Source organism: Arthrobacter sp. 9V (assembly GCF_902506065.1).
Classification (GTDB): domain Bacteria; phylum Actinomycetota; class Actinomycetes; order Actinomycetales; family Micrococcaceae; genus Arthrobacter.
The window spans coordinates 1,159,699-1,181,410 of the sequence record NZ_LR732912.1 but is presented as its reverse complement, the minus strand read 5'-3'; the positions used below and the strand labels follow the sequence as shown (position 1 = coordinate 1,181,410).

Below are 21,712 nucleotides of genomic sequence, written 5' to 3'. Positions count from 1 at the left end.
AGGAGGCAAGAAAAAGGACCGCCCGGCAAAGCCGGACGGTCCTTTTATCAGAGCAAGTGCCCGCGAAGCTTACGCGTCGACGAGGACCTTGGTGACGTTCGGGTCAACGGTGATGCCCGGACCGAACGTGGTGGCAACGGTAGCCTTCTGGATGTAGCGGCCCTTGGAAGCGGACGGCTTCAGACGAAGCACCTCTTCCAGTGCAGCTGCGTAGTTCTCAGCAAGCTTGTTGACGTCGAAGGACACCTTGCCGATGATGAAGTGCAGGTTGGAGTGCTTGTCGACGCGGAAGTCGATCTTGCCACCCTTGATGTCGTTGACAGCCTTGGTGACGTCCGGAGTAACCGTACCGGTCTTCGGGTTCGGCATCAGGTTACGCGGGCCGAGGACCTTACCCAAGCGGCCAACCTTGCCCATGAGGTCAGGGGTTGCCACTGCGGCATCGAAGTCGGTCCAGCCGGCTGCGATCTTTTCGATCAGGTCATCGGAACCAACGAAGTCGGCGCCGGCAGCGATTGCTGCTTCTGCTTTGTCACCGGTTGCGAAAACGAGGACGCGGGCGGTCTTACCGGTGCCGTGCGGCAGGTTGACGGTGCCACGAACCATCTGGTCAGCCTTACGCGGGTCAACGCCCAGGCGGAAAGCGACCTCAACGGTTGCGTCGAACTTGGAAGGATTGGTGTCCTTCGCGAGGGTGATGGCCTCGATCGGGGCGTAGACCTTGTCTGCCTCGATCTTGGCTACGGCTGCCTCATATGCTTTGCTGCGCTTTGCCATGCTGCTATTTCTCCTTGTGCAGTTGTGGTCTGCGGACCGCGCTGGGCCCTGCCACAAGCCGCGGATCCGGCAAGGATCCTGCGACATTTCAATGTTTCAGATGCCGGTTGCCCGGCGGGTGAAGGCCACAAGGGCCCTCGAAGGTTACTAGCCTTCTACAGTGATGCCCATGGAGCGGGCGGTGCCTGCGATGATCAGGGCGGCTGCCTTGATGTCGTTGGCGTTGAGGTCTTCCATCTTGGTGGAAGCAATTTCCTCAACCTGTGCCTGGGTCAGCTTGGCAACCTTGACGGTGTGCGGGGTAGCCGAACCCTTGGCAACGCCTGCAGCCTTCTTGATGAGCTCTGCAGCCGGCGGGGTCTTGGTGATGAAGGTGAAGGAACGGTCCTCGTAGACCGTGATTTCAACCGGGATAACGTTTCCGCGCTGGGATTCCGTTGCAGCGTTGTACGCCTTGCAGAATTCCATGATGTTGACACCGTGCTGGCCAAGCGCAGGACCGATCGGCGGAGCCGGGTTAGCGGCACCTGCCTGGATCTGCAGCTTGATGAGGCCGGTGACCTTCTTCTTGGGAGCCAATGTAGGGTCCTTCTCTCAATAGCTTCCTGGGACACAGGAGCGCGTCCCAGGTTGGTGGCCGCCATGGCGAGGCGGCCGGCCGCTCCCGAACTGCTAAGCAGGCAGGACTGGAGCGAAACTTTGGAATCAGCTAGATCTTGGTGACCTGGTTGAATGCGAGCGTAACCGGGGTTTCGCGCTCGAAGATCGAGACCAGAACCACAAGTGTCTGGGACTCGGGCTTGATTTCGGAGATCGTGGCCGGGAGGGTCTCGAACGGACCTTCCTTGACGATGACCGATTCGCCCACCTCGAAGTCGACAGCCACGGGGGCCTGGTTCTGCTTGTTGACGGGCTTGCCCTGCTCTGCCTGCTCTTCTTCGAAGACCGGGGCGAGCATGGAGAAGACCTCATCGAGCCGCAGCGGGACAGGGTTGTGTGCGTTGCCCACAAAGCCGGTGACACCGGGGGTGTGGCGAACGGCGCCCCAGGAAGCGTCGGTCAGGTCCATACGGACAAGGACGTAGCCGGGGATGCGCACGCGGTTGATGACCTTGCGCTGCGCGTTTTTGATCTCGACGACCTCTTCCATGGGCACCTGGATCTCGAAGATGTAATCTTCCATGTCCAGGGTCTGGATGCGGGTCTCAAGGTTGGCCTTCACGCGGTTCTCGTAACCGGCGTAGGAGTGAATGACGTACCAGTCACCCTCCTGGCGGCGCAGCTTGCCCTTGAATTCTTCCGCCGGGTCGGCCGGCGCTGCAGCAGCAGCGGCTGCAAGGTCGTCGGCGTCGGACTCTTCCGAAGCATCGTCGCCGTCAGCATCGGCCTCGGACGAGTCATCAGACTCGGCGTCCACGTCAGCTTCGAAGTCCTCTTCGGAATCTTCGGCGTCGGCAGATTCGGGCGCAGCAGAATCAACCTCGGACTCTTCCACAGCCTCAGCCGTAGCGCCCTCAGTTTCTTCCAGCTCAGTCTCGTTTACCTCGAGCTCCTGCTCAGACACTTGGTCTCCTGCTTCCTCATTGCCTAACATGCCTAGTTAAATGGCTCAATTCCGCAAACCCCGCAAAATCCCTGAATCAACAAGGAATTTCACACAGTTTGCGGACAGATCCGCTTATTGGTCCGTAGCCCCGGAGCCACCAAAGACCCAACTGACTCCTGTGCCAAAGGCCAGATCCAGCAGAGTGACGATGAGCATCATGATGGCCACGAACACCAGCACCACGAGCGTGTAATTGATCAGTTCCTTGCGGGTGGGGGCAACGACCTTCTTCAGTTCGCCAATGACCTGGCGGACAAAGAGTGCAATACGGGCGAAGAAGCCGCGATCGGCTTTCTTGGCGGGACGGCCCTTAGAGCTGCTGGCAGCTGTTTCGGTCACCTGGTCCTCACTCACCTTGCAAAGTCGTTGACCCGACTCTGATCAGAGCCATGGTTGCTGCGCGTGCCCCGGCGTTTCCGCCGGAACAGCTTGCGCAGGGCAGACAGGACTCGAACCTGCAACCTGCGGTTTTGGAGACCGCTGCGCTACCAATTGCGCCACTACCCTATGGATCGAATCCATGTTTCAGGCCGCACTTCAGCCTGTGGTGCTTTTCAACACCGGTGAACCAGTCTACGCAAGAATTTCGCGATAGTCGAACCGGCCCGATTCCGAGCCTCCTGGTCCTAAAAAGCCTGTGACCAGCATTATCAGTCACAAAGTTCTGCAGGCACCCGGGAGCTCCGCAGAACAGCATAAGGTAGTTTACGTCGAATCCCATCATCCAGCCCTCGAGCTGCCTGCGAAGAACGGTACATAGATGTCTGCCGGAACAACTACCGCCCGCATTTCACAGCGAATCTCCGCCATTGCAGAATCCGCCACCCTTGCCGTTGACGCCAAGGCCAAGGCACTTAAGGCCGCGGGACGTCCCGTGATCGGATTCGGGGCAGGTGAACCCGACTTCCCCACCCCCGACTACATCGTCCAGGCAGCCATTGAGGCAGCACGTCAGCCGAAATACCACCGCTACTCCCCCGCCGGCGGTCTTCCGGAGCTGAAGAAGGCAATCGCAGAAAAGACGCTGCGTGACTCCGGCTACCAGGTTGACCCTTCCCAGGTCCTGGTGACCAATGGCGGCAAGCAGGCGGTTTACAACACGTTTGCAACATTGGTGGATCCGGGCGACGAAGTGATCATCCCCACCCCCTTCTGGACCACGTACCCGGAGGCCATCCGCCTTGCCGGCGGCGTGCCGGTTGAGGTCTTCGCCGGACCCGAACAGGGCTACCTGGTGACAGTCGAGCAGCTTGAGGCCGCGGTGACTGACAAGACCAAGATCCTGCTGTTCGTTTCTCCGTCCAACCCCACCGGCGCCGTTTACAGCCCCGAGCAGGTTGCGGAGATCGGCAAGTGGGCCGCATCCAAGGGACTCTGGGTTGTTACCGACGAGATCTACGAGCACCTGACATACGACGGCGTGGAGTTCACCTCCATCGCCACTGCCGCACCGGAGTTGGGCGACAAAGTTGTCATCCTCAACGGGGTGGCCAAGACCTATGCCATGACCGGCTGGCGCGTGGGTTGGATGATCGGCCCGGCCGACGTCATCAAGGCCGCCACCAATTTGCAATCGCACGCGACCTCAAACGTCTCGAACATCATGCAGATCGCTGCCGCCGCTGCCCTCACCGGTCCGCTGACCGCCGTCGATGAAATGAAGGTAGCTTTCGACCGCCGCCGCAAGGCAATTGTTGCCGGCCTGAACGCGATCGAAGGCGTTGAATGCCCGACGCCGACCGGCGCCTTTTACGTGTACGCGGACGTTCGCGGCTTGCTGGGTAAGGAATTCGAGACCTCCAACGGTCCGGTCCGGCCGCAGACTTCGGCTGAGCTTGCCACGCTCATCCTCGACGAAGTTGAAGTTGCCATAGTTCCGGGCGAGGCTTTTGGCCCGTCCGGCTATGTGCGGCTCTCCTACGCACTGGGCGATGACGACCTCGCCGAGGGTGTTCGCCGCATCCAGGAGTTCCTGGGCAAGGCCAAGTAGCTTTCCAGCCAACGCAAACGCTCTTCCACCTTTGGCAGGTGGAAGAGCGTTTGCGTTTAAGCGACGGGATGTGAGTGAGGGTCCGGGAAAAACCAGCGGGATGTGAGGGAGCGTCAAAGGAGGCGGCGTTCGGCCGCCCACTTGGTGAGTTCGTGGCGGCTGGAAAGCTGGAGCTTCCTGAGGACCGCAGAAACGTGCGTTTCCACAGTTTTGATGGAGATGAACAGCTCCTTGGCCACTTCCTTGTAGCTGTAACCCCGGGCGATCAGCCGCATGACCTCGAGTTCACGGGCGGACAGTTTGTCCAATTCGTCGTCGGCGATGTCAGCCGGTGCAGTACCGAAAGCGTCCAGAACGAAGCCCGCCAAACGGGGAGAAAAGACGGCATCGCCATCGGCTACGCGGATGACGGCGTCGGAAATTTCCTTGCCGGAAATGGTTTTAGTGACGTACCCGCGGGCGCCCGCCCGGATGACCGAGACCACGTCCTCGGCTGCGTCCGAGACACTCAGCGCCAGGAAACTGGTGGTGCCCAACAGGGCCGAAGATCCTGCGATGACTTCACGTCCGCCACCGCCCAAACCGCCGGGAAGGTGCACATCCAGGAGCACTACTTCCGGGCGGGTCCCGGCTATGACTTCAATGGCCTGTTCCACGGTTCCGGCCTCACCCACAACATCCATGCGTTCGTCCAGATCGGCCTTCAATCCGGAGCGGAAAATGGTGTGATCGTCCACGATGACCACGCGCACCCGGCGTCCGGCACCGTTCTCAGGGCTGTTGTTCATTGCTTCGCTTCTCCATTCCGCTGTTCGCCGTTGCGCTGCTCCCCGGCATCCGCATGTATCGACGGAAGGGCCAACCGGACTTCCGTACCGTCACTGCTGCTGTTGATGACCGCTGTGCCGCCATGCCGCTTCATCCGGCCGATGATGGACTCCTTGACGCCCAGCCTGTCATCCGGGACAGCGTCAGGATCGAAGCCCGGGCCACGGTCCTTGATGAAGACCTCTGTACTGCCGGCGGTGCTCTCCAGATACACCGATACTGTTCCACCGCCGTGCCGGGCAGCGTTGAGCATGGCCTCCCTGGCCGCCTGGATCAAGGCCTCGTGCCGATCCGTCATCTCGGTGTCTCCTACTGTCACGACCTCCACGGCATGCCCATGGGAGTCCTCCACTTCGGCCGCGACAGCCTTGATCCGGTCTGCCAGAAGGCCCGACTCCTTGGCGGGATCACTGAACAGCCAGGAACGAAGCTCGCGTTCCTGGGCCCTGGCGAGGCGCACGACGTCCTGTTCAGAACCGGCCCTGCGCTGGATGAGCGCCAGGGTTTGAAGAACGGAGTCGTGCAAGTGCGCTGCGATCTCCGCGCGCTCAGTTTCGCGAACGCGGCCTGCGCGCTCAGTTTCGAGGTCCTTCCAGAATTTCAGGCCCCACGGCAGCAGCACCAAGGCAACTCCACCCAGGACAGCCACCGATGCCAGCAATGCCAACCAGGTCTGCTCCCACGATCCCGAGCCGGACACCATCACCAGGACGCCTGCCACCACCAAGGCCAGTCCCGCTGCCAAGCGCGTCCATCCACCTGCCTGATCGGCCTTTGTCTTGTTGACCAAGCCGGCTCGTCGGGTCTCGTCGAGCTGCATCCAGGCGATCGCAGCACCACCCAGGATGGCGGCGGCTGGAATGAGTGTTCCCAAGGGGACGTCAACACCGAACTGGCGGGCGATCAAGATTGCAGCCACCAGGAGCAGCGCCGCTCCGAGCAGGATTTCCTTGCCGTATTGGATCTTGCGGAAAGAGAACCAGGACGCAAGAGTGCCTGCTCCATCCGGGACAGAACCGTTGCCTGGCCTCACACCATTACCGGGAACAGGAAGGTCGCCAGGGACGTTCCCGGGTACCGGGGGTGCGCCGGCCACCGCCGGAGACGCTCCGGCGTCGTACATTTTTGGCGCCATGGAAGAACCGGAAGTTGGGACGGACGCCGGCGGCAGGCTCACCGCAGGAGCAATGGGCGACGCCGGCCGGCGGGCGTTGCGCTTGGCGTTCTCGTCAGCAGTGGGAACCATGGTCCACAGCCACGCGTAAAAGGCCACGCCTGCACCACCAGCGAAACAGGCCAGGATCATGCCCAACCGGACGAACTTGACCGGCCAGCCCAAGTGATCCGCCAGTCCACTGCAGACGCCCGCGATCATGCGGTCGCTGCTGCGGACCAGCGGGGGGCGTTGCACAGCGGTTGTCATGTACCAATCCAAACACGGATCAGGGTGACCCGGACCGGAAACCAGCCTCGTTCGGGGCTCTCTCAGGGATCATTCAGGGTATCCCCCAGTAGAGGGCAGGGTGGCTCGGACGGCAGGATCGAAGTATGAACGCGAACAGCATGAACCCAGAGGAACCCGGAACGCCAGGCACCGCCGGCGGATCCGGCTCCAGCGCCTATACCGGCGCTTCCACCGGTGCCACGGGTGCCACGTCCGGAACGCCTTCGGGGACACCTGGAGAGCCCGGAGCTCCTTCGGGAAGCGGCGCCACCGGCAACACCTTCCCACCGGCCGGCAGCGCGCCTGCCGGTTCCCAACAGAACTTCTTCGACTGGATCCGCAACCAAGGCATCCGCCGTGGGCCGGACCGTTGGATCGGCGGCGTGGCGAGCGGTGTGGCCCACCGGTTCGGCATCGATCCCCTGATTGTGAGGGGCATCTTCATTGTCCTGGCACTCTTTGCAGGCGTGGGCGTGCTGCTTTACGGCGTGGCCTGGGCGCTCCTGCCCGAGCCTGACGGCCGGATCCACGTACAGGAAGCCGCTGCGGGCCGTTGGTCAGGGGGCATGACCGGTGCGTTGATCACCACCATCATCGGACTGCCGAGCCTGGGCCGCGGATTCTGGGGTTGGGGCTGGAACGGACTGCCGGGCCTGTTCTGGACGCTCTTCTGGATGGGCGGCGTTTTCTACCTCATCTACTTCCTGGTTCAACGCAACAAGGCTTCCAAGGGAACTCCCGGCATGGGACAGCAAGACTTCGCAGCCGCTCCCGGCAGCACCACCTACGGCAGCACCGTGTACGGCACGCCAACGTCCTATGCGTCCACCACTACCACCGGCACTAACACCGGAGTGCCTGTCTACGGTGCAGCGGCGCCCGGCACCAAGCATCAAGGACGGCCCAATCCCTCCGGCGGCTACGGTTCCGGTCCGGTTCCGCCGTCGGGTCCCTTTACCTCTTACGGCCCAGGTGCGCCCTCCGGTCCGCGTCCTCCTTACGGCCCTACTCCTCCGCAAGGTTGGCAGCCAAAGCCGGCGGCACCGAAGAAAAAGGGCCCCGGTCCTGCGATCGTGGCAGTCTCTGCGGGCGCTGCACTCCTCGCCGGCGGCACCTTGAAAGCGCTCGACGCCGGCAACGTCATTGAGCTGGGCAACTCGGGTAACGCCGTGGTGTGGGCTGCAGGCGCAGCCGTACTCGGCTTGGGCATCCTGGTGGCCGGGCTTCGCGGGCGGACCTCAGGGTTCCTTGGCTTCCTCGCAGTGGCAGCCCTGATCATTGGCGGAATCTTCAACGTGGTCCCGAGGAACGGCGACCGCTTCACCTTCCACGACGTGAACTGGGCACCTACGAGCCTGGAGCAGGCGCGGCAAGGAATCGACGTCACAGGGGCGCAAGGACGCTTGGACTTGAGAGAGATTGCCCTGAAGCCGCCGCTGATCTCCGAGGTCCTGATTCCGGTTGATGCCACGGCCAGCAACGTCACCGTGATCATTCCCGATGATGTGCCCGTGGAGGTCAGGGCCGACATGACGTTCGGCAACCTCAACGAACGCGGATCAGACCGCGGTGGACGCCTGCAGGACCAGAGGACGCTCTACAACACTGAAAAGCCGGGAGCCAACCTCGTGGTGGAAATTGACGGCACGTTCAGCAACGTGACCATCCAGGAAGGAAACTGACATGAACACCAACGAGCCCGGCAAGGCACGCCCCACGCAAGCAACAGAGCCACTTGACGCGACAGAGCCGCTTCAGGCAACGGAGCCGCTGCCCCGGGAAGCGCTGCCCCGGGAACAGCGTCCCGCTGAAACCCGCCCCACGGACGCGCTGCCGAAGCCAGGCCTCCAGCAGATCCCGCTCACGCCACCGCTGGAACCCAGCTTCACAGTGGAGCACACGGACGACGCCGAACCCCGGCAGGCGCGCATTGGAACAGTGGTGTGGGGGTTGATTGTGATCGCCCTCGCGGCCCTGATCGTCATCTCCACACTTGGCTGGGTCACGCTGAACGGCACGTACGTATTGATCGGTTTGATGATCGGCGCGGGGGCAGCACTGGTGGTCGGTGGGCTCCTGTCAGCCCGTAAGGGTCCGGGCACACCAAAGGGCCCGGCCAAGTGACCGGACGCAACAGCGTGACAAAGCAACCACAACACGGAAGGGTGTAGCCATGGACAAGTTCTTCAGCATCGTCAGGGGCCTCGGCCTGAAGCGTGGTCCGCAGCGTTGGATCGGCGGCATCTGCGGAGGAATCGCAGCAAAGCTCAGGGTGGACGTAGCGTACGTTCGCGTGGCCTTCCTGCTCTTCTGCCTGCTGCCCGGTCCCGCATTCGTGGTCTACATTTTGGGCTGGCTGATCCTTCCGGACCAGAACAACAAGATCGCACTGGAGTCCTTCATCAGCCAACGCTCGCGGTAAGTGACGGTTACATCGAGCCGAACTGCACGAAACGCCCTGCTGACCAGCGGGGCGTTTCGTTGTTTTCATCCAGGTTTCCAATACCGCACGGCCAGGGTCAAAAGTAACCGTTTGTGTCCCACCCCACATGCGCGTCTACAATCATGGGGAGCTCAGCGTGGCGCTCTGCACGTATTCCTCCAAGCCATGAGTGAGCAAACATGAAAATTGGCATTCTTACCAGCGGTGGCGACTGCCCCGGCCTCAACGCAGTGATCCGTGGATCAGTCCTCAAGGGCATTGCCATCCACGGCCAGGAGTTTGTGGGCTTCCGCGACGGTTGGCGCGGGGTTGTAGAAGGTGATGTGATCGACATCCCCCGCACCATGGTCCGCGGTATCGCCAAGCAGGGTGGCACCATCCTGGGTACTTCCCGCACCAACCCGTTCGAAAACGGGGGCGGCCCTGAGGTCATCAAGGCGCACATGGAACGCCTTGGGATTGACGCCATCATCGCAATCGGCGGCGAGGGGACACTGGCAGCGGCAAAGCGCCTCACCGATGCCGGCCTGAAGATCGTCGGCGTCCCCAAGACCGTGGACAACGACCTCGACGCCACTGACTACACTTTCGGTTTCGATACCGCCGTGCAGATTGCCACCGAGGCCATCGACCGCCTCCGCACCACCGGCGAATCCCATCACCGCTGCATGATCGCCGAAGTCATGGGACGCCACGTCGGCTGGATCGCCTTGCACGCAGGCATGGCGGCCGGAGCCCACGCCATACTGATCCCGGAGCAGAAGGCAAGCATCGAACAAATCACCGAATGGGTCCAGGAAGCCCACGATCGCGGCCGCGCCCCGTTGGTAGTGGTTGCCGAAGGGTTCGTTCCGGACCACATGGAATCACCGCACTCAGAACGCGGGTTGGACACCTTCGGCCGTCCCCGCCTGGGCGGCATCGCCGATCAGCTCGCTCCCGAAATCGAAGCCCGCACGGGCATCGAAACCCGGGCTACGATCCTGGGCCACATCCAGCGTGGTGGCGTCCCCACTGCCTACGACCGCGTTCTGGCGACACGCCTGGGCATGGCCGCCATTGACTCGGTGGTGGAAGGCCGTTGGGGCACCATGGTGGCCCTGAAGGGTACGGACATCTCCCACGTGGGCTTTGAGGAAGCCTTGGGCAAGCTCAAGACCGTGCCTCAACACCGCTACGACGAAGCGTCCGTGCTCTTCGGCTAGGCTGAATCCATGACTCTAGAGCCCACGTCCGCTGCCATTATCCAGCTGGCGTGGGCTCGTCGTTTAGGGCTCGACGACGACGCTTTCGCCACCGCTGCAGCCCGGCTCGCCACGTCAGCGGCTGACCCCGGGGACATCAGCAACCGTATTACCCGTGTGGATGATTCAGCGGGAACCCTGGTTTTCCTTCGCCTCTTCGGCATCTCAGCACTCCTGGGACCGCAGTGGGCACTTGACGCGGCAGCATCCATCCCCGATACGGAGCTCGCCCAACACGTGACGTTGTTGACCATCACGCGATCACACGGCGGACACGGGCTTGGATCCTCCGCCTTGTTTTTTGCCGACGATCTGCCACTTCAACAACCTTCCGAAGAGCTCACGGTTTCCCATGGCAACCCCGAAGCTATCAGCCTTGAAAGCTTGTGCCCCCCGGATGACATCAACGAGGTTGGCCTTCAAGGTCTCGAGCATCGTTTTACCATCATGCATCCGGAGGAAGATCAGCCCACGCCCGTGGCCTGCGGCGCCTATTCCGAGTGGGAAGGCATCCTGGCCAATATGGGAGTTCTTGTTGCACCTCCCTGGCGGCGACGCGGACTGGGCACCTTGGCTGCCTCCATCGCTGCGCACGAAGCACTGGCGTCCGGCCTGACCCTGCAGTGGAAGGCCGATGTCAGCAACACAGGGGCGCTCGCGATGGCCCGCAGCCTTGGATTTGCCACAGGCGGGCTCCACGCCAGCGTCATCCTCGGCTGACAAGGAACCGAACCGGCCCATTTTTCAACCCGATGGACTGATTCTGCCCTACAAACACGTCAGGACCAGCCCAAAAGTGGGCTGGTCCCGCCGAATTGCCGGACTACTTGCCTACAGTTTCCTCCACAGCCGGCACTCCAGTGGCCTTCCCGCCCCAACCGCTGACGGACTTCGGCTTGCCAAAGAACAGGGCCACCACGGCGCCCAGCAGAATCGCGCAGGCGGGCAGGATGATGGACTGGCTCATCGCCGTCGAGAAGCCTGCGTGCAGAGCTTCCGGCAAGACGCCGTTCATGGAAGCTTCACCAACAGGAGCACCCGCAGGAGCTGCAGGCAATTCTGCTGCCAGCCGCGACTGGATCAGGGCCGCAATGGCTGCCGAACCCAGGACAGCGCCGATCTGGCGCGTGGTGTTGAAGACGCCGGAACCGGCGCCTGCCTGACGTGGTTCCAGGTTGCGGGTGGTCGCGTTGGATACCGGACCCCAGATGAAGGCGTTGGCAATACCCTGCAAGGCGCTGGGCAGCAGGAACATCCAGATGGGGGTGTCCGGTCCCAGCAAGGCCGCGGTCCAGAACAAAGCTCCGGCCATGCAGACGAGGCCGAACGCCGCAAAGTACCGCGGGTTGGCACGGTCAATGAGCTTGCCAACAAACGGCGCAAGCGCACCCGAAATGACGGCCATGGGAATCATCAGCAACGCCGACTGGGTGGGCGTCAGGCCGCGCACGGTCTGGTAGTAGAAGATGGTGGGCAGCGGGAACGCCGTGACCGTGAAGCCCACGGCCATGATGGTGGTGTTGCCCAGCGAGAAGTTGCGGTCCTTGAACAGGCCAAGGGGCAGCAGGGGTTCCCCGCCCCGACGTTCCAGGAGCCACTGCCAAACGACAAAGAGAACCAGCACAACAAGCCCGGTGACGATCAGTCCCCACACGGAAATGAAGCCGGTGACCGTTCCCCACTTGTACGTCTGGCCCTCCTGGATGCCAAAGACCAGCAGGAACATGCCGACGGCGGAAAGCACCACGCCTACGACGTCGAACGTGTGGCTGTGTGTTGTCAGTTTCGGCACGAAACGGGTGACCAGGATGAACGCTACGATGCCGATGGGAACGTTGACGAAGAAGATCCACTCCCAGCCCAGGCTGTCCACCAGGACACCGCCGAGGATGGGGCCCACGAGCACCGCCATGCCTGCTGTGGCTCCCCACAACCCCATGGCTGCGCCACGGCGGTCCGGAGGGAAGATGCGGGTAATCACGGCCATGGTTTGGGGTGTCATCATGGCAGCGCCCAGGCCTTGCACGGCGCGGGCAGCGATCAACATGGTGACGTCACCGGAGAGCCCGCACCAGAGTGAGGCGAGCGTAAAGACCACCAGGCCGATCAGGTAAAGGTTCTTCGGCCCGAATCGGTCACCCAGCCTGCCGGTAATCAGCAGGGGTACTGCGTAGGCCAGCAAGTAGGCGCTGGTAACCCAAATCACGGCGTTGATGTCCGTGTTGAGGCCCTCCATGATCCGCGGGTTCGCCACCGACACAATGGTGGTGTCGATGAGGATCATGAAGAAGCCCACCACAAGTGACCACAGCGCTGGCCACGGCTTAGCTACGTTTTCCAAGGGATTCCTTTGGCTTGTTTGAAAGTTCAGTTGGAGCTGGCCGGGGTTCATCCCAGGGCAGGCGCCCGTTGCCCAACTCCTCAAGGAGACCGCGGATCCACGCGATCTCGGTTCGGCGCATTGCTTGTTGATACGTGATGTCGATCCAGTACTTGCGGTCCAACCCCTTGGCCGTCACCGTGGCTTCGGCGTGAACGAGGAAATCGAGATCGTCATTCAGGGCTGCAAGCCGCTCCTCCAACAGACCCGTCACCACAGCCGCGGGAAGGTGGTGTGCCTCTGCGATTGCATGGGGAAAGACCGGGTATTCGTTGACGGGAGTGGAGAGCATGGCCTTTAGCCGCGCGTCGAGCGCAACATGTCCGGCAGGGGTGATGCGATACGTGGTCCGTTCGGGACGGTTGCCTTCCCGCTCCGTTCCTGTGGCCTCCACCAGGCCGTTCTCCTCGAGCCGTCCCATTGCGTGATAGAGCGTGCCGGGACGTACTTTTACGAGGCGATCTTCGTGACGAGCCATCAGCAACTGGTACATCTCGTACGGATGCATGGGTTCCTCGGCAAGGAGCGCCAGTGAGGCCACCCCGAGTGGGGTTAGTTCAGCGACCTTGGGCAAAGGAACCCTTTCTCATCGAATATTCCACAACAACTATTCCACGTGGAGTATTGGAGCGCAAGAAAGCCCGGCCGCTAAGCGACCGGGCCGTCCATGCAAGAGCTTCGTTAGCCCAGCAGGGCCTGGATCTCTGCCCTCGCGAACATCGTGGCGGCATCGCGCGCGGAGGGCGTCCCGGCGTCGGGATCCGCTCCCGCATCCAGCAAAACCCGGGCAACGCCGGTATATCCCTTGAAGACAGCCCCGGCCAGAGGTGTCTGTCCGCGGTCGTTGGCGGCATTGGCGTCCGCGCCGTGATGGAGGATGAGCTGCACCGCCTCCTCATGGCCGTGGTAGGCCGCAAGCATCAGCAGGGAGTCGCCGGCGGCGTTGGTGAGCGTGGCAGGAGCACCGGCCTTCAAGTAGCCACGCAGCAACTCGGTGTCACCTTCGCGGGCGGCATCGAACAGGGCATGGGCCAGGGCCAACGTTTCGTCGTCGGGGCCTGTTGCTTGGCTCATCGGTGGGGTCCCTTCAGGAATCCGGTCTGGCGCCCGACTACCTGGCCGGCGTCGGGGGCGACGATCACTTCCTGGGCTGCGATGTACGGCTCTTCACCGTCCATCACCGTCAGGGTTTCCTCCGCCGAAATGGACCGCTTGATCACGGCCAGAGCAACAGGTCCCATCTCAAAGTGCTGCGCCACCGATGTCAGAGTACCTACCTTGCGCTCCCCGGCAAATACGACACTGCCAACAGCCGGCAAGGTGTGCTGTGAGCCATCAAGTTGCAGGAACACGAGGCGCCGCGGTGGATGACCGAGGTTATGGACGCGCGCAACGGTTTCCTGGCCCTTGTAGCAGCCCTTGTTCAGATGAACCGAGGTCCGCAGGAGATCCAACTCGTGAGGGATGGTTTTCTCGTCGGTCTCCGCACCCAAGCGGGGTCGCCATGCAGCAATCCGCAGTGCATCCGCGGCCATGGCACCTGCAAGGGGCAGGCCTTCCACAGCTTGTTCCAGTCCGGCAGCAGGAACAAGGTACTCGAACCAAGGGCGCTCGAGGCCGGGGTGCGATTCCTCAGGGACGATGCTGTAGGCATAGCCGCCGGGGCTGACGTGCGGCCACGGATCTTCCCACACCAAGCCACCGGAAAGCTGTTCCACCGGCTTGGTGGCACCCACCACGGCCCATTGCTCAGAGACGTCCTGGATCTCGACGCGGAGCATGAACTTCATCTTGTTCAACCACTCGGCCAAAGGACCTGCCTCTGCGGTCTCCACAATCAGCCAGGCAGTGCCGCCGTCGTCAATAACGCGGGCATCGAACTCGATCCGGCCCTGGACGCTGAGCAGCAGCAGTTCGCTGGCGACACCGGGCTGAAGGTTGGTGAGCTGCTGGGATGAAAGCGTGTTGAGCCAGCTAAGCCGATCCGGGCCCGCCACCGTCACTACGCCCCGGTGCGAAAGGTCCACGACGGCGGCACCGGTTGCCAAGGCGCGCTGCTCACGCAACGGTTCACCATAGTGGGCCGCTACGCCGGCATCGAGGCCGGTATCTTCAACGGCGCCAGGGCGCGACAACAGGGGGCTCTTGTAAGTCATATGTAGTAGAAGTCCTTGTGGCTCAGCGGTATTCCGGGATCAGCGGTATTCCGGGTTCTCGAAATCGAATCGGGTGCCCGCCTTCCACTCCTCCGGCAGGTTGCCGTAGGCAGGAATTCCCCCGGCATCCCGCAGAAGCTTGGCCATATGCAGCAGGTTCCAGGTCATGAAAGTGGCGTTCCTGTTAGTAAAATCACTCTCCGGCCCGCCTGATCCTTCGTCAAGATAGCTGGGTCCGGGTCCTACGGGGCCGATCCACCCGGCGTCAGCCTGGGGCGGGATGGTGAAGCCGATGTGCTGCAGGCTGTACAGGACGTTCATGGAACAGTGTTTGATGCCGTCCTCGTTGCCGGTGATGAGGCAGCCGCCCACCTTGGGGTAAAACGCCCATTGGCCCTTGCTTGTCAGCTGACCCGAGTGGGCGTAGAGCCGTTCAATGAGCTTCTTGGTTTGGGACGAGTTGTCCCCCAACCAGATAGGACCTGCAACCACCACGATGTCGGCGTCCCGGACCTCAGGGTAGATCTCGGGCCACTCGTCTGTCTTCCAGCCGTGCTCACGCATGTCCGGATACACGCCGCTGGCGATGTCGTGGTCAACGGTGCGGATGAGGCGGGTACTGACGCCCTGCTTCTCCATGATGTCGCGGCTGATCTTGATCAAGCCGTCGGTGTTGCTGAGCTGCGGCGATGGTTTCAGTGTGCCATTGAAGAAGACGGCCTTGAGGCCCTCGTAACCTTCCGGCTTGAGGTGGGTGTTCACTTTCTGCTCCTTCTGCTGGTTGCTGTGGAACGTGCAGTGAGACCTCGGGTCAGGAAACCTTGTGGAGGAACGCGGAGGCGTGAGCTTCAAGGGCCTTGCCGCTGGCGGCTACATCCCAGCGCCACAACAGGTTGCCGTCCACCAGGCCAAAAATCCGTGTTGCGGCCGTGTACTCCTTGGAGTGGCTTCCACGCATCACCATGTCGGTGCTCAGCTGGATCTGGGGCCCCTTGATTTGGCCGTAGTAGAGCTCCGTAATTCCGCCGGGGTGGGAGATCGACACTGAAATGTCGAAACCGCCCTCCTTGTTGCGGCGCTCCTCGACTTCGTCGGCCGTCTTGAGGACGGGAACGATGTCGGCCGGGATCAGGCCCGGGCCGCCGTCGCCCTCTTCAAGCTTCCGTTCCAAAGCCCAGAAGCCCGTCTCCACGGTCAAGGGCCGCAACTTTTCGCCCGCGTCATCGCTGAGCCAGGTCTCGGCCCGGTACTGCAAGTACGGGAGCCCGTTGTGGGTGAATGACACATGCTGGACGAAATGCTCGGAATCCTCGTCTCCGCTGCCGAGCCGGCCGCGGCCTTCCCACTCACCAATGAGCCAGGAAAGAGGGACGAGTTCAGGCGTCAGATCTGTAGGGATCTCAATAGGCACAACGATTACCTCTGTTGGGCTGCAGGACCGGAAGTTTTACTTCTGGCCCTTGAAAAGGCGGTAGACGACAAAACCCGCAAACCACGCCATGGCTACGCTGGCCAGGCCAAGGAGAACGAGGAAGAAGATTTCAAATGCGAGTACAGACATGATGCAATCCTAACCGTTAGTAGATGAGTAGTTTGTCTATGAAGTAAGCCAGGGCCCCCACAGCCCAAACAGGCGCCACGCCCATTCCTACGGCTGCCGGAATATTCAGGCGTCCCCGGCGGAGGGTAGTCATCCGACGGAAACACACCAGGACCGATCCCACCACCGCGCCCACCAAGGCGGCAGGAAGCACGGCGATGTCCGAGAAGACCAGGCCTGCCAGGGGTCCCATCAGTCCGGCCATCACCACTCCGAGCGGAGCCACAATGCGATCCGGCCAGCGAATGATTCCCACCAGAAGGGCCACAGCCGCACTGAGGCCGGCCACGAGCACCATCTCCTTGACGCCGTTGAACCGCGCACTGGCGATCCACCCTGCGCCCAGGCAGTTGAGCAGTACACCGGCCGAGCAGCCCAGTGTGGATTCAAGGCGTTGCGCCTGCCCGGTGCCCCGGATCAGTTGAACCACGAACACCGCCATCACGCCCAGTGCGACGAATGCCGGCGTACCGTCCAGGAAACCGGGCGCCGGCATGTACGCGGCAGCCACAGCCGATCCTGCTCCGGCAAGACCAATCACTGCGGCCAGCGTCTTCTTGGCCGGAACAGCCAGGAAATGCGGCCAGCCGATCCCCACGGCCGCGGACGCCGCAATGCCGGCACCCACCATGGCTTCCCGGGAAACGAAGGTGCTGGCCACGATGGCTGCGAGCGCCACGAGTCCGAATACCCCGATGCTCCAAGACTTCACTGTGTGCCGACCTCAATCCGATGTGCCTTACGACCTCCCGACAATCCTGCCTTAAGCCGGCCCAATATGTCGTAATTCCAGCGCTTGCCCGTCACGAATCCATGTGTCCCAAGGCACTGATGGGTATACTCAGACTTCAACAGCGCACCGTGTTTGTCGCGATCCCGTTACAACGGGAGAGGCCGGACATGCGCTGTGACCGACCGGTGAAACTCCGGTTTCGACGCCCGATGATGCGCGTACAGCCCATTGGAGGAACTATGTCGCACATCCTGCTCCTAACGAACAGCACCGGCTCGTCGGTGGACATTTTGCCTGCCTTGGAGTTGCTGAACCACCGCGTGCACATCCTCCCGGCAGAACCCACCGCGCTACTGGAAACCGATCCCACGGACATCGTCTTCCTGGATGCCCGCAAGGATTTGGTGGGCGCCCGCTCGCTCACCCAGTTGTTGAAGGCCACCGGCCTTAGCGCCCCGCTCATGCTGATCCTTACCGAAGGCGGCATGGCAGCCGTCTCGTCCGCGTGGGCAGTGGATGACATCGTGCTGGACTCCGCAGGCCCGGCGGAAGTTGAGGCCCGCATCAGGTTGGCAATGGCTCGTGCCGTGCCCGGCGAAGAGGAAACCCAGACCGAAATCCGGGCGGCCGGCGTCGTCATTGACGAGGCAAGCTACACCGCCCGCGTGAGCGGACAGCCCCTCAACCTGACTTTCAAAGAGTTTGAACTTCTGAAGTACCTCGCGCAGCATCCGGGCCGGGTGTTCACCCGCCAGCAGTTGCTGACCGAAGTGTGGGGCTACGACTATTACGGAGGCACCCGGACGGTGGACGTCCACATCCGGCGGCTTCGCGCCAAGCTCGGCGTGGATCACGAGAACCTGATCAGCACGGTCCGCAACGTCGGCTACCGGCTCACTCTTGTCCGTCTCACGGACGAAGAGTTGTCCGAAGCGTAAACGGCTTCCGAAGCGCGGACTGAACAAACTCGATCCAAGAAAAAGGCCAGGATCCACACGGATCCTGGCCTTTTTTCTTTCTTGGTGGAGGACATACGGGTCGAACGTATCGAGGCCACCCCACTGGTGGATCCCCCCTGCGCTGACTTGCCGATAATCCGGAAAGCCGAACGAGATATTGAGACTACCTGCCATTTCCGGGGACATCAAATCACGCGCCTTGCACCGGACGTATAGCCTTGCATCATGAGTCACGCGCAACCGGAAAACTGGCCCGTACTGATCATCGATGGCGCCTTGGACGCAGAACTGCTGAGGGATGTCAGGGCCCTGGCCGCCGCCGCCGGGGAGTCCGACGGGAATCCCCCGTTCTCCGAGCAGACGTTGGTCATGCTTCGCGGTGTTGACGCCGGAGACCACTCTGTTTTGTCCTTCGTCCTGTATGCCCCCGATGAAGATTCAGATCCGGCCACCGCCGAAGACCTGGCCGGCGTGGCCGTCGTCGTCGAAAGTGAAGACGGCAGCGGGGTCCTGGAGTTGGCGGTCCATCCCAGCTACCGCAACCAGGGTGTGGCCGGAAGGCTTCTGGACGCCCTGCAGGGCAAGCGGGGCCTGAAGGGGTTGAGTGCATGGTCGCACGGTAACCACGAGGCCGCCGCCGATCTCGCCACACGCTTCGGCTACGGCCCGGTGCGTGAATTGTGGAAGATGCGGTTGATGTCTTCGACTGCCGAGCTGCCCGACGCCGGACTTCCGGACGGTGTTTCCCTCCGCGCCTTTGTCCCGGGCCAGGACGAGCAGGCATGGCTGGCCGCCAACAGGGCTGCGTTTGCCCACCACCCCGAACAGGGGGCCATGACGCTGGCGGACCTTGAGGCGCGCAAGGCCGAAGAATGGTTTGATCCCCAAGGTTTCCTGTTGGCCGTGAATGCCGACGGCGGGTTGCTGGGATTCCACTGGACCAAGGTCCACCCCCGGCAGGGCCCGCACCCGGCAATCGGGGAAGTCTATGTGGTGGGAGTGACGCCGGCAGCGCAGGGTCTGGGCCTGGGCAAGTCCCTCACCGTTGCGGGCATCAAGCACCTTCAGGACCAAGGCCTGCATGCAGTGATGCTTTACGTGGATGCCGACAACGAGGCAGCAGTAGCTCTATATCAGAAACTCGGCTTCGTTCGTTGGGACACCGATGTGATGTATGGGCCTTTAACCAAAAATTAACCTCGCGTCCCCACTTGCCGGAAAGCAGGTGACATCTTGGATTCGAGCGCCGGAATTGATTGTAATGTGGGAGGAAACCCCGTCCTGAGCTTAGGAGAACCCCATGCAGCCGGACCCCGTCGGCACCGCCGGATCCACCTCGAAGGGCGCAACACTGCCCCCGCGCTTCGGATCATCGGAAGTGCCGGCCTCGCGAGCCACCCAGGACCGCATCGATATTCCGGAATTCGCACCGAGCCTTGAGCCCGAAGGCGATATCTCCGCAGACCGGTTCCTGGACCGCGAACTGAGCTGGCTGGCCTTCAACTCCCGGGTTCTGGAACTCGCCGAGGATCCTGACCTTTTCCTGCTGGAACGCGTCAATTTCCTCTCCATCTTCGCCTCCAACCTTGACGAGTTCTTCATGGTGCGCGTGGCGGGCCTCAAGCGCCGTATCGCAACCGGACTGGCCGTCCCTTCCCCTGCCGGCCTGAGCCCCATTGAGGTACTGGAACAGATCAGCGAAGAGGCCCACAGGCTCCAAGAACGCCATGCCCGGGTCTTCGCCGAGCAGATCCGTCCTGCCCTGGCCTATGAGCACATCCACATCATGCACTGGCATGAACTGGATGAGGATGCCCGCCACCGGATCAGCATCATGTTCCAGGAGAAGGTTTTCCCCATCCTGACGCCGCTGGCTGTAGACCCGGCACACCCGTTCCCCTACATTTCGGGCCTTTCCCTCAACCTCGCGGTGATCGTCAGTAACCCGATCAGCGACAAAGAGCTGTTCGCCCGTGTCAAGGTTCCGGACCAGCTTCCCCGCCTCATTTCCGTGGACGGACCGCGGGCAGGCGCCATCCCTGGCCGCGTGGCCCGTTTCATCGCCTTGGAAGAAGTGATCGCTGTCCACCTGGACAAGCTCTTCCCCGGCATGGAAGTCCTGGAGCACCACACCTTCCGCGTTACCCGCAACGAGGACCTGGAAGTGGAAGAGGACGACGCCGAGAACCTCTTGCAGGCTTTGGAGAAGGAACTCCTGCGCCGGCGCTTCGGCCCGCCGGTGCGCCTCGAGGTCACCACGGACATCAACCCGAACATCAAGGCACTGCTGATCCGTGAACTTGGTGTTGAAGAGTCCGAGGTCTACTCCGTTCCTGCCCCGTTGGATCTACGTGGCTTGTCCGCAATCAGCGGCATTGACCGGGCGGACCTCCACTACCCCAAGCATGTGCCGCACACGTCCCGGTACCTCAACGAGTCTGAAACATCCAAGGCAGCCAACGTCTTTGCCGCCATGCGCCGCAGGGACATCCTCCTGCACCACCCGTACGACTCCTTCTCCACCTCTGTTCAGGCCTTTCTGGAGCAGGCGGCAGCAGATCCCAAGGTGCAGGCCATCAAGCAGACCCTGTACAGGACATCCGGCGACTCCCCCATTGTTGATGCCCTGATCGACGCCGCGGAGGCAGGCAAGCAGGTTCTGGCACTTGTGGAGATCAAGGCCCGCTTTGACGAGCAGGCCAACATTTCCTGGGCACGGAAGCTGGAGCAGGCAGGCGTTCACGTGGTGTACGGCATCGTTGGCCTTAAAACCCACTGCAAATTGTCTTTGGTGGTTCGCCAGGAAGTGGACGGACTGCGCCGTTACTGCCACATCGGCACCGGTAACTACCATCCGAGGACAGCCCGCTACTACGAAGACCTCGGTTTGCTGACCGCCAACGAGCAAGTGGGCGAAGACCTGTCCAAGTTGTTCAACCAGCTCTCCGGCTATGCCCCGAAGTCCACGTTCAAAAGGCTGCTGGTGGCACCCCGCTCGGTGCGTGCCGGCTTGGTGGAGAGGATCGAAACCGAGATTCGGAATGCACGCACCGGTGTGCCCGGATTGGTTCAGATCAAGGTCAACTCCATGGTGGACGAAGCCATCATTGATGCCCTCTACCGTGCCTCGCAGGCAGGCGTGAAAGTGGACGTTGTGGTCCGTGGCATTTGCTCGCTGCGCCCGGGCGTGCCGGGACTCAGTGAGAACATCACGGTCCGATCCGTGCTGGGCCGGTTCCTGGAGCACTCGCGCGTCTTTGCCTTTGGCAACGGCGGTGAACCCGTGGTGTACATCGGCTCCGCTGACATGATGCACCGCAACCTGGACCGCCGTGTGGAAGCACTGGTCCAACTGGCCAGCAAGGAAGACACAACCACGGTCATGGACCTGATGCGTCGCTATGTTGACGACGGCACAGCCAGCTGGCACTTGGACAACAGCGGACACTGGACCAGGCACCATTTGGATGAGGAGGGCAAGCCCTTGCTGGATATGCAGTCCTGGCTCCTGGCTTCGCGCTCGCGCCAACGTGCTGCGGCCCGGCGGTAAGG

22 protein-coding genes and 1 tRNA gene are annotated in these 21,712 nt (G+C 62.1%); 9 read left to right on the top strand and 14 right to left on the bottom strand.

The genetic code is table 11. The annotated features are described in order from the left end of the window. Positions 1-69: 69 nt before the first annotated feature. The 5 genes from rplA to BACI9J_RS05535 form a co-directional block, all read right to left on the bottom strand. Positions 70-777 (bottom strand): 50S ribosomal protein L1, encoded by a 708-nt coding sequence (gene rplA, locus BACI9J_RS05555; protein WP_011775608.1) that lies wholly within the window; start codon positions 775-777, stop codon positions 70-72. Positions 778-924: 147 nt separating this feature from the next. Further along, a complete protein-coding gene (rplK, locus tag BACI9J_RS05550; RefSeq protein ID WP_011775609.1) occupies positions 925-1,356 on the bottom strand; it encodes a 50S ribosomal protein L11 in 432 nt (143 codons plus the stop codon). 130 nt (positions 1,357-1,486) lie between these two features. Next, entirely contained in the window at positions 1,487-2,341 is an 855-nt protein-coding gene (nusG, locus tag BACI9J_RS05545; RefSeq protein WP_159733539.1) for a transcription termination/antitermination protein NusG, read from the bottom strand. 114 nt (positions 2,342-2,455) lie between these two features. Continuing rightward, entirely contained in the window at positions 2,456-2,737 is a 282-nt protein-coding gene (gene secE, locus BACI9J_RS05540) for a preprotein translocase subunit SecE (protein ID WP_159733538.1), read from the bottom strand. An 80-nt stretch (positions 2,738-2,817) separates the two neighbouring features. After that, positions 2,818-2,890 (bottom strand) — tRNA-Trp (locus BACI9J_RS05535). A gap of 253 nt (positions 2,891-3,143) precedes the next feature. Here BACI9J_RS05535 and BACI9J_RS05530 point away from each other — a divergent pair. Then, on the top strand, positions 3,144-4,373 hold the full coding sequence (locus BACI9J_RS05530) for a pyridoxal phosphate-dependent aminotransferase (protein ID WP_159733537.1): 1,230 nt from the start codon (positions 3,144-3,146) through the stop codon (positions 4,371-4,373). A 113-nt stretch (positions 4,374-4,486) separates the two neighbouring features. Here BACI9J_RS05530 and BACI9J_RS05525 read toward each other — a convergent pair whose 3' ends face one another. Beyond that, positions 4,487-5,161, bottom strand: a complete 675-nt coding sequence (locus tag BACI9J_RS05525) for a LuxR C-terminal-related transcriptional regulator (protein WP_159733536.1) — start codon at positions 5,159-5,161, stop codon at positions 4,487-4,489. Further along, entirely contained in the window at positions 5,158-6,624 is a 1,467-nt protein-coding gene (locus tag BACI9J_RS05520; protein WP_159733535.1) for an ATP-binding protein, read from the bottom strand. Before BACI9J_RS05520 ends, BACI9J_RS05525 begins: the two co-directional genes overlap by 4 nt. A 125-nt stretch (positions 6,625-6,749) precedes the next feature. Between BACI9J_RS05520 and BACI9J_RS05515 the strand changes: the two genes are divergently transcribed. From BACI9J_RS05515 to BACI9J_RS05495, 5 genes are all read left to right on the top strand, one after another. Further along, positions 6,750-8,327, top strand: a complete 1,578-nt coding sequence (locus tag BACI9J_RS05515) for a PspC domain-containing protein (RefSeq protein ID WP_201296514.1) — start codon at positions 6,750-6,752, stop codon at positions 8,325-8,327. 190 nt (positions 8,328-8,517) lie between these two features. Next, entirely contained in the window at positions 8,518-8,769 is a 252-nt protein-coding gene (locus BACI9J_RS24295) for a hypothetical protein (protein ID WP_236558832.1), read from the top strand. A 49-nt stretch (positions 8,770-8,818) separates the two neighbouring features. Then, complete coding sequence (locus BACI9J_RS05505) at positions 8,819-9,067, top strand: PspC domain-containing protein (protein ID WP_159733533.1); 249 nt, start codon at positions 8,819-8,821, stop codon at positions 9,065-9,067. Positions 9,068-9,267: 200 nt separating this feature from the next. Then, positions 9,268-10,293: an ATP-dependent 6-phosphofructokinase gene (locus BACI9J_RS05500; RefSeq protein WP_159733532.1), complete on the top strand. Its 1,026-nt coding sequence runs from the start codon at positions 9,268-9,270 to the stop codon at positions 10,291-10,293. Positions 10,294-10,302: 9 nt separating this feature from the next. Next, a complete protein-coding gene (locus BACI9J_RS05495) occupies positions 10,303-11,052 on the top strand; it encodes a GNAT family N-acetyltransferase (protein ID WP_159733531.1) in 750 nt (249 codons plus the stop codon). Between the two features lie 103 nt (positions 11,053-11,155). Here BACI9J_RS05495 and BACI9J_RS05490 read toward each other — a convergent pair whose 3' ends face one another. From BACI9J_RS05490 to BACI9J_RS05460, 7 genes are all read right to left on the bottom strand, one after another. After that, positions 11,156-12,673 (bottom strand): DHA2 family efflux MFS transporter permease subunit, encoded by a 1,518-nt coding sequence (locus BACI9J_RS05490; RefSeq protein ID WP_159733530.1) that lies wholly within the window; start codon positions 12,671-12,673, stop codon positions 11,156-11,158. Next, positions 12,657-13,286, bottom strand: coding sequence for a PadR family transcriptional regulator (locus BACI9J_RS05485; RefSeq protein WP_159733529.1), 630 nt, complete (start codon positions 13,284-13,286; stop codon positions 12,657-12,659). The genes BACI9J_RS05490 and BACI9J_RS05485 overlap by 17 nt, the downstream gene beginning before the upstream one ends. A 107-nt stretch (positions 13,287-13,393) precedes the next feature. Beyond that, positions 13,394-13,786, bottom strand: a complete 393-nt coding sequence (locus tag BACI9J_RS05480; RefSeq protein WP_159733528.1) for an ankyrin repeat domain-containing protein — start codon at positions 13,784-13,786, stop codon at positions 13,394-13,396. Continuing rightward, a complete protein-coding gene (ygfZ, locus tag BACI9J_RS05475; RefSeq protein WP_159733527.1) occupies positions 13,783-14,868 on the bottom strand; it encodes a CAF17-like 4Fe-4S cluster assembly/insertion protein YgfZ in 1,086 nt (361 codons plus the stop codon). The genes BACI9J_RS05480 and ygfZ overlap by 4 nt, the downstream gene beginning before the upstream one ends. Before the next feature lie 39 nt (positions 14,869-14,907). Further along, positions 14,908-15,630 carry a flavodoxin family protein gene (locus tag BACI9J_RS05470; protein WP_159733526.1) on the bottom strand — a complete coding sequence of 241 codons (723 nt, stop codon included), beginning with the start codon at positions 15,628-15,630 and terminating at the stop codon, positions 14,908-14,910. A gap of 49 nt (positions 15,631-15,679) precedes the next feature. Next, positions 15,680-16,279 (bottom strand): FABP family protein, encoded by a 600-nt coding sequence (locus BACI9J_RS05465; RefSeq protein ID WP_159733525.1) that lies wholly within the window; start codon positions 16,277-16,279, stop codon positions 15,680-15,682. 166 nt (positions 16,280-16,445) lie between these two features. Further along, on the bottom strand, positions 16,446-17,180 hold the full coding sequence (locus BACI9J_RS05460; RefSeq protein ID WP_159733524.1) for a permease: 735 nt from the start codon (positions 17,178-17,180) through the stop codon (positions 16,446-16,448). 260 nt (positions 17,181-17,440) lie between these two features. On the opposite strand from BACI9J_RS05460, the gene BACI9J_RS05455 reads away from it, so the two are divergent. From BACI9J_RS05455 to BACI9J_RS05445, 3 genes are all read left to right on the top strand, one after another. After that, positions 17,441-18,139, top strand: a complete 699-nt coding sequence (locus BACI9J_RS05455; RefSeq protein ID WP_141281671.1) for a winged helix-turn-helix transcriptional regulator — start codon at positions 17,441-17,443, stop codon at positions 18,137-18,139. Positions 18,140-18,385: 246 nt separating this feature from the next. Then, on the top strand, positions 18,386-19,357 hold the full coding sequence (mshD, locus tag BACI9J_RS05450; protein ID WP_159733523.1) for a mycothiol synthase: 972 nt from the start codon (positions 18,386-18,388) through the stop codon (positions 19,355-19,357). 103 nt (positions 19,358-19,460) lie between these two features. Beyond that, entirely contained in the window at positions 19,461-21,710 is a 2,250-nt protein-coding gene (locus BACI9J_RS05445) for an RNA degradosome polyphosphate kinase (RefSeq protein ID WP_159733522.1), read from the top strand. The last annotated feature ends 2 nt before the right edge of the window (positions 21,711-21,712 follow it).

Bases quoted from the DNA above. Each gene is read 5' to 3' on its own strand.
- rplA (WP_011775608.1), bottom strand. From the start codon at position 777: ATGGCAAAGCGCAGCAAAGCATATGAGGCAGCCGTAGCCAAGATCGAG.
- BACI9J_RS05530 (WP_159733537.1), top strand. From the start codon at position 3,144: ATGTCTGCCGGAACAACTACCGCCCGCATTTCACAGCGAATCTCCGCC.
- BACI9J_RS05525 (WP_159733536.1), bottom strand. From the start codon at position 5,161: ATGAACAACAGCCCTGAGAACGGTGCCGGACGCCGGGTGCGCGTGGTC.
- BACI9J_RS05520 (WP_159733535.1), bottom strand. From the start codon at position 6,624: ATGACAACCGCTGTGCAACGCCCCCCGCTGGTCCGCAGCAGCGACCGC.
- BACI9J_RS05515 (WP_201296514.1), top strand. From the start codon at position 6,750: ATGAACGCGAACAGCATGAACCCAGAGGAACCCGGAACGCCAGGCACC.
- BACI9J_RS05505 (WP_159733533.1), top strand. From the start codon at position 8,819: ATGGACAAGTTCTTCAGCATCGTCAGGGGCCTCGGCCTGAAGCGTGGT.
- BACI9J_RS05500 (WP_159733532.1), top strand. From the start codon at position 9,268: ATGAAAATTGGCATTCTTACCAGCGGTGGCGACTGCCCCGGCCTCAAC.
- BACI9J_RS05495 (WP_159733531.1), top strand. From the start codon at position 10,303: ATGACTCTAGAGCCCACGTCCGCTGCCATTATCCAGCTGGCGTGGGCT.
- BACI9J_RS05480 (WP_159733528.1), bottom strand. From the start codon at position 13,786: ATGAGCCAAGCAACAGGCCCCGACGACGAAACGTTGGCCCTGGCCCAT.
- ygfZ (WP_159733527.1), bottom strand. From the start codon at position 14,868: ATGACTTACAAGAGCCCCCTGTTGTCGCGCCCTGGCGCCGTTGAAGAT.
- BACI9J_RS05455 (WP_141281671.1), top strand. From the start codon at position 17,441: ATGTCGCACATCCTGCTCCTAACGAACAGCACCGGCTCGTCGGTGGAC.
- mshD (WP_159733523.1), top strand. From the start codon at position 18,386: ATGAGTCACGCGCAACCGGAAAACTGGCCCGTACTGATCATCGATGGC.
- BACI9J_RS05445 (WP_159733522.1), top strand. From the start codon at position 19,461: ATGCAGCCGGACCCCGTCGGCACCGCCGGATCCACCTCGAAGGGCGCA.